The organism is Caulobacter sp. S45 (genome assembly GCF_903642205.1).
Taxonomy (GTDB): domain Bacteria; phylum Pseudomonadota; class Alphaproteobacteria; order Caulobacterales; family Caulobacteraceae; genus CAHJWH01.
Window position 1 is genome coordinate 1 of sequence record NZ_CAHJWH010000112.1, and the last position, 10,809, is coordinate 10,809.

At 63.7% G+C, this 10,809-nt stretch carries 10 protein-coding genes and 2 pseudogenes; 6 read left to right on the forward strand and 6 right to left on the reverse strand.

Going from position 1 to position 10,809, the window contains the following annotated elements:
• Nucleotides 1–500: RHS repeat-associated core domain-containing protein (locus HUV06_RS11305; protein WP_217433799.1), on the forward strand; the 500-nt coding region annotated here is incomplete at its 5' end.
• A 39-nt stretch (nucleotides 501–539) separates the two neighbouring features.
• Nucleotides 540–719: a Flp family type IVb pilin gene (locus HUV06_RS11310; protein ID WP_174301371.1), complete on the forward strand. Its 180-nt coding sequence runs from the start codon at nucleotides 540–542 to the stop codon at nucleotides 717–719.
• A 90-nt stretch (nucleotides 720–809) separates the two neighbouring features.
• On the opposite strand, the gene HUV06_RS11315 is transcribed toward HUV06_RS11310, so the two are convergent.
• The 5 genes from HUV06_RS11315 to HUV06_RS11335 form a co-directional block, all read right to left on the reverse strand.
• Entirely contained in the window at nucleotides 810–1,073 is a 264-nt protein-coding gene (locus tag HUV06_RS11315; RefSeq protein ID WP_174301372.1) for a hypothetical protein, read from the reverse strand.
• A gap of 110 nt (nucleotides 1,074–1,183) precedes the next feature.
• On the reverse strand, nucleotides 1,184–1,459 hold the full coding sequence (locus HUV06_RS11320; protein WP_174301373.1) for a YciI family protein: 276 nt from the start codon (nucleotides 1,457–1,459) through the stop codon (nucleotides 1,184–1,186).
• A 46-nt stretch (nucleotides 1,460–1,505) separates the two neighbouring features.
• Nucleotides 1,506–1,685 (reverse strand): hypothetical protein, encoded by a 180-nt coding sequence (locus HUV06_RS11325; RefSeq protein ID WP_174301374.1) that lies wholly within the window; start codon nucleotides 1,683–1,685, stop codon nucleotides 1,506–1,508.
• Nucleotides 1,686–1,693: 8 nt separating this feature from the next.
• A complete protein-coding gene (locus HUV06_RS11330; protein ID WP_174301375.1) occupies nucleotides 1,694–2,356 on the reverse strand; it encodes a laminin B domain-containing protein in 663 nt (220 codons plus the stop codon).
• Nucleotides 2,357–2,720: 364 nt separating this feature from the next.
• Entirely contained in the window at nucleotides 2,721–3,020 is a 300-nt protein-coding gene (locus tag HUV06_RS11335; RefSeq protein WP_256430067.1) for a response regulator, read from the reverse strand.
• A gap of 101 nt (nucleotides 3,021–3,121) precedes the next feature.
• Here HUV06_RS11335 and HUV06_RS16045 point away from each other — a divergent pair, with 101 nt between their 5' ends.
• The 3 genes and pseudogenes from HUV06_RS16045 (at nucleotide 3,122) to HUV06_RS16325 (ending at nucleotide 3,796) form a co-directional block, all read left to right on the forward strand.
• Nucleotides 3,122–3,385 (forward strand): prolyl oligopeptidase family serine peptidase, encoded by a 264-nt coding sequence (locus tag HUV06_RS16045; protein ID WP_217433803.1) that lies wholly within the window; start codon nucleotides 3,122–3,124, stop codon nucleotides 3,383–3,385.
• A gap of 5 nt (nucleotides 3,386–3,390) precedes the next feature.
• A pseudogene (locus tag HUV06_RS16660) lies at nucleotides 3,391–3,486 on the forward strand (hypothetical protein); the annotation flags it as partial.
• Nucleotides 3,473–3,796 carry a S9 family peptidase gene (locus HUV06_RS16325; protein ID WP_256430068.1) on the forward strand — a complete coding sequence of 108 codons (324 nt, stop codon included), beginning with the start codon at nucleotides 3,473–3,475 and terminating at the stop codon, nucleotides 3,794–3,796. The pseudogene HUV06_RS16660 and the gene HUV06_RS16325, both read left to right, overlap by 14 nt.
• A gap of 113 nt (nucleotides 3,797–3,909) precedes the next feature.
• Here the strand turns inward: HUV06_RS16325 and HUV06_RS11345 are convergent.
• Nucleotides 3,910–4,099 (reverse strand): annotated as a pseudogene (locus tag HUV06_RS11345) (IS6 family transposase); the annotation flags it as partial.
• Nucleotides 4,100–4,404: 305 nt separating this feature from the next.
• On the opposite strand from HUV06_RS11345, the gene HUV06_RS11350 reads away from it, so the two are divergent.
• Nucleotides 4,405–10,461 carry an NF038122 family metalloprotease gene (locus HUV06_RS11350; RefSeq protein ID WP_217433806.1) on the forward strand — a complete coding sequence of 2,019 codons (6,057 nt, stop codon included), beginning with the start codon at nucleotides 4,405–4,407 and terminating at the stop codon, nucleotides 10,459–10,461.
• Nucleotides 10,462–10,809: the final 348 nt, after the last annotated feature.

Genomic DNA, 10,809 nt, shown 5'->3' on the forward strand with positions numbered 1-10,809 from the left:
GCCTGGCCACCAACACCTACGACGCCTATGGCCTGCCCGGCTCCTCCAACCTGGGCCGCATCCAGTACACCGGGCAGTCCTGGATCCCAGAGGTCGGGCTGTATGATTACCACGCGCGGACCTACTCGCCCACGCTCGACGGACCTAACTGGTACGCCTATACACATGGCGACCCGGTGAACCATGTCGACCCGACCGGGTTGGATGATGGGCCTGAAGGCGACAGCGCCGACGGTGGCGGTGGTTACTTCGCCTTCCAAGAGTATGTCAGCGAAGTCGTTGTTACGGCACGCAGGCTTTTCCAACAGCCTTATTCCAGTCCAATAAGCGGTGGAAACAGCAGCAACAGCGGCAACAGCGGCAATAGCGGCAATAGCGGCAATAGCGGCGAGGGGCCTGCCGCAGCGGGTCCGCCGCAAGGTAAGATGCCCGCCTCAAATATAACCTGTGTTGCCCTAAGTCTGAATGCTCCGCGTTGCTTGCCTTTAGGTCTAGGTTAAACCTCATGGCCGATCTTGAGTGTCACAAGGACTCAACCCATGTCTACACTGCAACAATTCATCTCAGATGAAACCGGCGCTACTGCGATTGAGTACGGCCTTATAGCCGCGCTTATAGGGACCGTGATCATCGCGGGCGCCAGCGCCCTCGGTTCCAACTTGAGCAGCAAGTTCAATGCGATCGCATCCAACGTCAGCAGCGCTGGCACGGCATCTTAGGCGATCTCATAGAAGAATGGCCAATGGCCGAACGGCGCAGCCCTTCTCCGATGTTCCCGCTCGCAGGGGGCAGGCCGCGGCCGAGCCAAGTCAGTAGTCTCCACCTAGATCTAGTGCGCGCGCAAGTGTATAGACGGTGACATATGCGGGAGAGACCGTCCTGGCCACCCATGCTGCGCGAAAGGCGGTGGCGGTCGGCGCCTCCTCAAGGCCGTGAACTGGGGTCCAGTGCGATCCCTCTGCCTTGATGAAGTAGTGCACTCGTTCCTCATGTACGTTCCAGACGTGGCGATGATAACCGTCCTTGTCCTGGAACTGGCAACCGATTGCGATCTCGTCCTCAACATTGCTCATGGGGTAGACCCTAGAAGGAAGAAGCTAGCTCGGAGAGGTCCAGAGACGGCGACACTGGCCTCGGCATAATGAACGAGCCGCTGCGACGGCGGTCTTGACGCCATCCAGCTTCAGATCGTTCCGACTTCCGTTCTCAGCTCGCTCACGGTTATGTGATCGTACAGGCCAGCCTGAGCGTATGGGCTGGAGTGCAGATAAGCCTCAGCTTCGGAAAAGCTTTTCGCCTCCACCAAGAGAAGCGCCCCAATGTGCTGGCCAGCTGCATCGTAGAGCGGGCCGCCGAGGTGAACGCGGCACACGTTCTGGGCTATGTGAGCGCTGAAGGAGATGTGCGACGCGGCGTCTGCGCCCCCTTCTTTGAAATGCCCTGAGACCGCGAACAGCATGGCTAGACCCTCTTGCTGCAGGGGAACGCTTCGCGACCGGATAGGCTCACAGGGTCGCTGAGGCGTCTTCTTCCAGAAGATCAGCGACGGAGGCGTAGACGGTCGCGCTGGTCACGCCGGACAGGAGGTGCAGCGAGTCCTCCGCCAGGGCGTCCAGATCATCGTCGTTGGTCGGATCGAAGTCACAGCCGTCCGCTAGCTCGATTGCCACATAGACGCGCTTCATCGTCCAGATCAGGCCACGCGCGCGCCGAGTGCCATGTGGCCAGCAGACACCAGTTCGAAGTGACCCGTGGCCGCATGCACGCTCTCACCGTGGTTTGACAATGCGCCAGTGGTGCCACCGAAGCTGGCGGCCGCTTGCACGAGCTGCGCGGCGGCCGTTGCCGTGGTTTTCGTCGCCAAGACGACGCTATCCAGGCCACCCGACTCCGCCCCGTTCACGTACTCGGCGCGAATTTCCAACCCTGTTAGGTTACTGAGCGTAGCCTTCAACTCGGTCACGGACGGCGCGGTTCCCGTCGCCGTGTCAATGAACTTCCCAGCGTCCAGGTAGACCTTCGCTGCGCTCCACTTGTTTGGTGTCGGAAAGTTCGAGTCCTTTGTGCTGGTGTACTGCAGTGTGTGGCCGTCACCAACAAGCTGCACATCGTAAGCCGTCAAACCGTTCCCGGTGTCCAGGATATCGTAGGAGATAGTCCCGCCTAAGTAGGCGCTCTTGTCTGCCAGAAACGATTTGGGCGCGTTGTAGTAGTCGATATCGCCGGTGGCCGCGTCTACCCAGGAATAGTAGCCGCCAGGATCGCCGCCTGAGCTGACCCATTTCTGGGAGGCAACGTCCCCGCTGATGGTCCAGCCTCCCGCGTTTGATGTGAAGGTGGATCGGATGGACGACATTGGCCTGCCCCTAGCGATAGACTTCGACGAGTAACTGCGGACTTGAGCTGAGAGTCAATCAAACGACGTTGCAGACGCGAAATGCCGCGCCAAAGCCGTATCGGCTCACCGCTCCTTCTTCAGCCGCACGCCTAGCCCCTCGCCGTTCTCGTCGATGAAGATGCAGTTGGGCAAGGGACGGCGCGACCGTGACGCGCTGCTCTCGCCTCGGAGCTGTCAGGTAAGCACGTCCCGCTCCGCTCAGAGATAGCTGCTAACTCAAAGTGGTTTCCCGAGCCGAAAAAGGCCGGCGCTACCTACTTCAGGTGGTGGATCGGAGCGGTGCTGGCGCGCGTCAAAGCGCATTTTTACTCAACTTGACAGCTCAAGCGGTGATAGGTTGTTCCTCAGTCGCGAGCGCCCGGTCCAAAGCCGCGATGAACAGCTCTATCTTGATCGGTTTCGATACGAAGTCGTCCATTCCCGCAGCCAGGCACGCCTCCATGTCGCTCTTCATGGCGTCCGCCGTCATGGCGATGATCGGCAGCCGGCTAGCCGGGCTTGGTAGCTGACGGATGAGCCTAGTCGCTTCGAGCCGGTCCATCTCAAGCATGTGCACGTCCATCAGGATCAGGTCGAAGGATCGCTGGGCGGCGGCGTCCACCGCCTCACGCCCCGTCTTCACGCGTTTCAGTCACCTACAAGAGCTTCGACGGCACGCTGGTCAGCGCCATCCTGACGATCCCGTTCAACCTGAAGCGGGATGGCTCGCACCCCGCCATTGTGATGCCGCACGGCGGCCCGACGGGTCAGGCGACCGACTACTTCAAGAAGACCGCTACAGCACTTGCCAGCCGGGGTTATCTGGTGGTCCAACCCAACCCGAGGGGCTCGACGGGGTACAGCCATGCCTTCCAGGTGGCTAACTTCCAGGACCTGGGCGGCGGCGATCTCAAGGATGAGCTGGCGGCCAAGGCGTTCCTTGTGGCGACCGGCTATGTGGACCCCAGGCGGGTGGGGATCACCGGCGGCTCCTGCGGCAGTTCATGACCCTGATGGCGATTGGCCGCGCGCCCGACGCCTTCGCCGCCGTCGTGCAGGAATTCGGCATCATCGACTGGCGCACCATGTGGGCGCATGAAGGCGCCAGCCTGCAGGCCTATCAGCGAGCGCTACTCGGCGACCCGGCGACCTACCCCAAGGTCTATGATGCGTCCTCGCCGCACCTACATCAAGGCGGCCAAGGCGCCCCTGCTTTCGGTGCAGGGCCAGAACGACATCCGCGTGCCCCAAGAACAGGCGCAGCAGGTGACCGACGCCATCAAGGCCGAGGGCGGCGTGGCCGAGGTAGTCTTCTACCCGGCCGAGGGCCACGGGTTCGCAAAGCGTGAGGACCAGATCGACTCGCTTCAGCGGACAATCGACTGGTTCGACCGATATCTAAGGAGGACCGCTCGTTAAGCGCCCGCAGGGCTTGGCTTTTGGACCTTTGTAGCGTTTCCTGTGGAGTCGAGAGCTTGCCGAACCATCTCGTCGACGCGCCAGCGACCTGTCGGCCGCGCCTGCCGTCAATGCAGGTTCCTGGCGATCAGCGGGCCGAACTTCAGCGTCCAGCAGCGGATCGTTCATAGCTCACCTCGATGCCACGCTCGGCCAGCAGCTCCTCCACGTCGCGAAAGCTGAGGGTGAAGCGAAAATACAGCCACACGGCGTAACTGATCACCTCGCAGGGAAGCGATGACGCCTGTAGGAGATGAGCTGCACGGCGAAACTCCAGCCGCACCCCCAATCCGGTCACGGCGGAGACATGTTGCCCTAAGACTTAAAGCTGCCATGAGCCTCACCCGAGTGGGGGAGACCAAGGGCCGCATTGCGGAGGCCGCCTTAAAGTTCTACGCTGTTCCCGCGCTAGATCAGACGCCGCGTCTTTCAGCGGTTATGGATCATGGTGGTGACAAGCTGCTTTCCGCAGGCAGCCTTCAATAGTGTTCTTGACGCGCTTTCCATTGATTACTTGCGGCTGTGAATCTCTTGATGTCAGCTTGTACACATCAATCTAGGGGCATTTTGTGCAAATCGACATCAGCTATGACACGAGCGCCAGCAACGCGCCCAGCGGCTTCAAGACTGCATTGAACTATGTTGTTAATTTGTATGACCACCTATTTACTAATAATGTTACGGTCACCATCAACTTCGGGTGGGGAGAGTCAGCTGGGAACTCACTTCCTTCCAATGACTTAGGCGAGACCTACTCAAAATATTTCTCCGGATTTACCTACGCGCAGGTCCGCAATGCGCTGATCAATGGCGAGTCATCGTCAATTCAGAAACAAGCCTACTCCAACCTGCCTGTCGCTGATCCGACAGGGGGGCAGACATTCGACATGAACGCCGGCCTAGCCGTTGCGCTGGGCCTGAAGACCGACAGCCAACCCATTGCGTCCATCGGATTTGGAAGCGGGGCGACTTACGATTTCACTCCAAACTCGACGCCATCGAGCGGTGAATATGATTTCATCGGCGTCGCCGAACATGAAATCAGTGAGGCGCTGGGACGCACCAGCTTCCTGAATGGCGCTCTAAATCCCATGGATCTGTTCAGGTACGCGGCCAACGGGGTGCGTGATTTGACGGCGACGCTCCCGTCACAATACAGCACGGCGTATTTTTCGACCGATGCGGGGAAGACCGACCTCGACGACTGGAACCCCGTTGCGGCGAACGGAGATCTTGGGGACTGGGCTTCTGACGTCGCCAGCGACTCCTATGATGCGGCCAGCTACTCCGGCCAGCAGAACTATCTCACTACAGTTGACGCTAATCTTATGAATGTGCTCGGCTGGACGTTATCGTCGCAGCCAGGCCAGGTGGCCAGCGGCGTCACCGCGCTTTCGCAGACTGTCTCCTCAGGCGCCATAGAGACCATCCTAACAGGCGGCAACTCGGTCTACGGCACGGTGCTCTCCGGCGGCCAGCAGTACGTGTCAGCATCAGGCTACGCAAGCGGTACGACCGTCACCGCAGGCGGCGCCCTCATCAATTACGGCGATACCTATTCCAGCTATTTGGCAGCCGGATACGAAGGCGTCGGCGCAGATGGATATGGGGCCAATACGCTGATCGGCTCCGGCGGCGTTTTGCACATCGATGCTGACGCCATCGGCTACCAGACCGACATTTTGCAAGGCGGACTAGAGGTCGTCTACAGCGCTGGCTACGACGGCTATGCGACGATCCAAGGCGGCGTTCAATCCATATACTCGGGCGGCGAGACCAATGGCGATGTTGTCTCCGGCGAAGGCAGCCAGATCGACTACGGCAGTAGCTATTACACCAACCTCGCCGGTGGCTACGAGGAAGTTGGAGGGGGAGCTAAAGCCATCGGCACAACGGTTGGTGCATCCGGACTGCTCCAAATCGATAACAATGCCGAAGGCCTTTCCACTACGATCCTGTCAGGCGGGTCTGAGGTGCTTTACGCCGGTATCGGAAGTAACACCATCGTTTCGAGCGGTGGCACGGAGACCATCAGCAGTGGTGGGGTAGACAGTAACGGCCAGGTTTACGGGTCACAGTTGGTGCTCTCCGGCGGTGTTGCATACAGCCCGACCATCTACACGGGAGGCCGGGCGATCGTCAGCGGCGGCAGTGATTTTACTCTGCTGTCAGGAGGACTCGAGGAAGTTGCGCCTGGTGGAGGCGCCTTCGAGACCACGATCCTTTCAGGCGGGTCCATGGGCGTCGGCGGCGGCGGGGGTGCGATTGCCACCTTCATCTCATCCGGCGGCTCGGAGACCGTGTATTCCGGCGGCGCGGAACAGTCCGACACCATCTATAACAGTGGTCTACAGACCCTCTTCGGCTCCGCCTCGTACGTCACTGTCGATGGTCAGCAGCGCGTCTCTTCTGGGGGGATGGGCTTGCACGACACCGTCAATAATCTCGAGGTGGTGCTGGGAGGGGGCGCAGTCAGCTTCACAGTCGTCGAAAGCTTAGGTCAAGAAAGGGTCTTAGGAGGAACGGCGACGAGCACCACGCTCATCGGCTTGGGCTCCGTGCAAACCGTGTCGAGCGCTGGGCTCGCGACTGCAACCGTCGTCTCCTCAGGGGGAGCTCAGTACCTCGGCGGCGTGGCGAGCGACACCTTGCTCGATAGCGGAGGCATCGAGGACGTTTATGCCGGCGGAGTGAGCATCTCCACCACTGTAAGCGGTTATGGACTCGAGACCGTCTCTTCCTTCGGCTCCGCGTTGAGCACGACGGTCGATGACGCCGGAATATTGTACATCTCGGGCGGGTTGGCGACCGATGCCATCATCGGCACCGGTGCTAGCGATTACCTGGAGGGAGGAGTGACTTTCGGCACGACGCTGGAGGGCTTTGACGCCGAGGAATTCGTTGACATGGGCGGCGTGGCGTGGGGGACGCTCATCGATCCGACGGCGGTCCAGTACGTCCGCGCCGGCGGATCCTCCATGAGCGCCACCGTAAGCGGGGCCCTGGTCATTTCCGGCGGCGGCCTGGCGACGGGCGCATACCTCTACGCGACGGGCCTGGATTACGGGTCCTCATTCCGTGCAACCATCGAGTCGGGCGCGGCGGAATATGTCGAGGCCGGCGGGTTCGAGTCGGGCTCGACGGTTCTGTCGGGTGGGCTATTGTTGATCTCCCAGGGAACCGCGTCGGGCGTGACGGTCTCCAGCGGCGGCGAAGCGGACGTTTCCGTCACCGTGCAGTCGGGGGGGACTTTCACCCTTGGCCCCGCCGCGGTGACGACGCCCGTGACAGTGAGCGGCGTGACCGTCCAGTCCGGCGGTACTTTGGAAGGCACGGACGCGCTGGTGATGAGCGGGGCGACCCTGTCGCTCGCCGCCGGCGCGATCCTGAGAGGCGCGACGATTTCGGTGGGTGGGCGGCTGCTCGGCCCGGGCGCGCTCGAGAACGGCGACCTGAACGCCGAGAGCTATGACTACGGCCTTGTCAGCCGCGTGACCCTGGCCGGCGACCTGAACGTCGAGTCCGGCGGCGCCGCCGTCCAGGTGACGCTCACCTCGTCCGGCGAGGTCGAGGTGAGCTCGGGCGGTCTTGCGCGCGCAACAGTGGTCCGCGGCCTCGACAGCCTCGTCCAGGTGGACTTCGGGGGGACGACGAGCGTGACGGTCGTGTCCAGCGGCGGCGCGGAAGACGTTTACGACAGCGGCTCGTCCCTGGCTGCGACGGTGCGGCGCGGCGGCCTGCAGTATGTCGGCTTCGGCGGTTACGCCTCCGGTGCGACCGTCTCGACCGGCGGCGTCCAGGCGGTCGCCAGCGGCGCCGTAGCGAGAGGGACGCGGGTCCTGTCCGGCGGCGTGTTCGAGGCGTCGGCCGGCGGCGTCGGCAGCGGGATCGTGCAGTCCGTGGGCGGTGTGATCTCGGTGACGGACGCCTTCTCCGGCACCCTGTCGGCCTATGGCGGGATTGACGGCCTGCAGGTCGCCGGGACGCTCTACGTGGAGTCCGGCGGCGTGGCGACGGGGGTTGGCGTCAAGACCGACGCCGCAATGCAGGTGCTCTCTGGCGGCTCCGCAGCCTATACCTCGATCGCGAGCGTCGCGGGGCTGACTGTGGACGCAGGCGGCGTGGCCAGCTTCACCAATGTCCTGGGCGGTTTCGCCGCCATCGGCGTCTATGGCTCGACGGTGAGCACCACGATGTCCGGCTACGACTATGAGGAGGTCTACAGCGGCGGTTCGACTACCGGCACGTTGGTCGAGCAGAACGCCGAGGAAGCGGTCGAGACCGGCGGCGTAGCGAGCAACGCCTCGCTTCTTAGCGGCGGCTACCTGGAGGTGGACTCCGGTGGAACGGCGCGTTCCACCACCGTGGACAGCTCGGGCGATCTCTATGTGGAGGCCTTCGGCGTTGCGAGCGCCACCGCCGTGGCGGGCTACGAGGTGGTCTACGGCTCCAGCATCTCGGCCCAGCTGCAGAGCGGCGGCCAGGAGCAGGTATACGGCGGCGGCGTGGCCGGCGGCGCTGTGGTCTCGAGCGGCGGCCAGCTGGAGTTCCTCGGTGGGGAGGCCTCCGGCGCGAGGATCCTCGCTGGCGGCCTGGCCAGCGGGTCCGGCGTGCTCGTCGGCGTCGACACGGTCTACGGGCTGGCCAGCGCTCTTAGCGTCGGCTCCGGCGGACAGCTCGTCGTCTCCTCCGGCGGCCTGGCCTACGCCATGACCTTGTCGAACGGCGCGGTGGAGACGGTCGCCTCCGGCGGCGTCGACAGCTCAGGCACGGTGCTCGCCGGCGGCGCCATGGTGCTCTCGTCCGGCGGCGTCGCCAGTTCCGTCACCGTGTCGGCGGGCGGCGTGCTGAGCGGCCCGGGCGAGATCGACTTCATCAACTACGACTACGGCGTGGTCAGCGGCGTGGCCCTGGGCGACGATGCGGTGCTGGGGATCGTCTCGGGCGGCGTGGGCCAGGCCCTGACCTTGGCGCAGGAGGGGGCGGCGCTGTCCGTCGACTCCGGGGCCCAGGCGAGCGGCGTCATCCTGACCGGCGACTACGACAGCGCGTTCGTCTCCTCCGGAGGAGTGGCCAGCGGCTTGGTGCTCTCGGGCATGGATTATGCCGACATCTCGGGAACGACGGTGGGCGCAACCATCTTCGGGGGCGGCGATGAGACTGTGGAATCAGGCGGCGTCGCGAGCGCCACCCTGATCGCTTCGGGCGGCCTAGAGTATGTTTTCCAGGGGACGGCTGCAGGGACAACCGAGGTCCTCGCCGGAGGGGTGCTGCAGGGCTACAGCGCAACGGTCTCCGGCCAGCTGATCCTAATGTCCGACGCCACGGTCAGCACCTTCGAAAGCGGCGGCCTGGTTGTCGGCGGCGGCGCGAGCGAGGTGCTCTACGCCGGCGCGGTGCAGAGCCAGGTGGTGATCGCCAGCGGCGGCGGCCTGGCCCTGGCCGGCGTGACGATCGGCGCAGGCGTCACGGTGACGGTGGCTCCAGTGGCCACGACCCAGACCCTCAGCGGCGCCACCCTGTCGAGCGGGGCCGACCTCACCACCTTCAGCGCGACCCTGCTGCGCGGCGGTATCGAGCGGGTATCTTCCGGAGGCGTGAGCTACGCCACCCTCGTGTCGAGCGGCGCGCGCGAAGTGGTGGGAGCGGGCGGCGTCGCCTCCGCCGGCACGGTCCTGGCCGGCGGCATCGTTTCCGGCGGCGGCGCGGTCTCCGGAACCTTCGTGGACGCCGGCGTGGTCAGCGGGCTTTCCGTCCTCGGCGGTTCAATCCTGAGGGTCGCCTCAGGCGGCTCTGCGCTCCATGTCTTCGTGCAGTCGGGCGGGATGCTCAACGATGGGGCCGGCGGCATGGTCTCCGGCGCGACGGTCTCCTCGGGCGCAGTGCTGTCGGGCGCCGGTGTGGTTAGCGGAACACTGAACATCAGCTCGGGCGGCGTCGTTTCAGGGGTCAGGCTGGCGGCCGGCTCCACCACAGTGGACAACGGCGCGCTCATCTACGCCGGCGCGGCGACGCAGAGCTGTGCCGGCGTCCTGTCCGGCCGTGGCCTACTGGTGGAGGACGGCCCCGGCGTCCTGGTGCAGTCCGGCGTCGCCACCGCCTTCGCCGGTTCGGCCGTCATCAGCGGCGGGACCCTGGAACTGGCCACAGCCAGCGGCGCAGGAACCGCTTCCATCGCCTTTGAAGCGCCTCCACCGACGCCCGGCGTCACGACGTCGGCGACGCTGCAGATCGATGCGGCTGACCTGCCGGCGAGCGGCGCGACCTTCGCCAGCAAGCTGGTGGCCTTCGCCGCCGCCTCCGACGGGCTGGACCTCTCCAGCCTGGCCTTTGTCGCCGGGGCCAAAGCGACCCGCAGCGGGACGACGCTGACCCTCACCGACGGGAGCTATACAGCCAAGTTCAGGCTAAGCGGCGCGCTGGCGTCCAGCTACACGGTCACCCAGGACGCCAGCGGCCACACCCTGATCAGCCCGGTCGCAAGCCAGGCCCTGGTCGCAGCGGCGGCGAGCTTCTCGACGCATCCGTCCAGCGGAAGCGGCCCCGTATCCCCGATGTCACGAGAAAATTGGTCCTATCCTGGCGCCGAAGGCCTGAGCCTGGGTCATAAGCATCTGCAGATGTGAACGTCAGCTTTGGCTGGAGTGGCGGGCTCGGGAATTGGACTAGGTCGCCCGGCGCATCAAGGACGGCCTCTTTTCACCCGAAGCACCGGTCACGGAGCTGTCAAGTTAAGCAAGATGGCGTTCGGACTCGGTCCCGCGGCGCCAGTCGCAGCCACCCTGAGTAGATGAAAGTGGCCTTTTTGAGCCTACCAAAATACCTCCAGGTAGCAGCTCCTGCGCGAGATCGGAAACGGGTGCTGTTAACTTGACAGCTTCCTAGTCCTATTGAGTCAGAAAGCCGCGACCGAGTTGGCTGAGGATTTTGGTAGGCTGACCGACTCGTTGGTCAGTTGAGAGATGCTCGAAGGT